The organism is Streptomyces sp. T39, from assembly GCF_008042045.1.
Classification (GTDB): domain Bacteria; phylum Actinomycetota; class Actinomycetes; order Streptomycetales; family Streptomycetaceae; genus Streptomyces.
In genome coordinates, this window is sequence record NZ_RDBP01000155.1 from 1 (window position 1) to 808 (window position 808).

An 808-nucleotide genomic window follows, 5' to 3' on the forward strand; every position below is an offset into this window, starting at 1 on the left:
GTCCCGGCTGCCCGGCCCCGGCCCGGCGGGGGACCGGGGCGTTCAGGCCGGGCCGGGGCCGGGCAGCCGGGACCGGCGCACCGTGAACCGGTCGAAGACCAGGGAGGTGTTGTCCCCGCGCAGTCCGACGCCCCCGGGTCCGCCGAGCCCTCCCGGTGCGGTGTCCACCGTCCGCAGCACCGGTCTGCCGTCGAGGGCCAGACGGATCAGCACACCGCCCCGGACGGTGCGCACCAGGGCGCTGACCCGGTGCCACCGACCGTACGGCACGGGGTGCCGCGCTTCGGCCAGCGTGCGGTAGACGCCCTCGCCTCCCGGCTCCCCGGGGCTCTTGCGCTTGAGCACCACCGCGCCGTCGCGACGGCGCCAGCTGAGCGCGTACAACTCCTGGGGGCTGCGGTAGCGCAGCCACAGGTGGGCGCCGTCCCAGTCCTGTGCCGGGGTGCCGGGGGTGGTGACCGGGGGTTCGACCAGGGCCCGGAAGGTGACGGCGACGTCGTCGAGGTCCCGCCGTCGCGTGACCAGGCGGAAGACGCACGAGCCGGTGCCCTCGGCGGATCGGGCGTCGGGCGAGCGGTCGTCGGGGACGCCGGTCCAGCCGTACGTCCAGCGCGCGAAGAGCGATCCGCTGGTCACGTCCCAGTCGGGGTGGGTCACGGCCCGGGGGTCGTGCGGCCTGCGGAAGGCGTACTCGTTGGTGACGAGTCCGTCCGTGGGGAACCGTGACCGCAAGCACACGGGGTCGTGGGGAAGGTACGGCTCCCCTGGCCGGGCCGGCCGGGGGAGCCGTACCTTCCCCACGACCCCG

The 808-nt window shown here is 76.0% G+C and carries 1 protein-coding gene; it reads right to left on the reverse strand.

The window, feature by feature from the left end; genetic code table 11:
- Positions 1-42: 42 nt before the first annotated feature.
- Positions 43-808 (reverse strand): hypothetical protein (locus EAO77_RS36375; protein ID WP_222723749.1); only part of this gene is annotated, 766 nt, incomplete at its 5' end.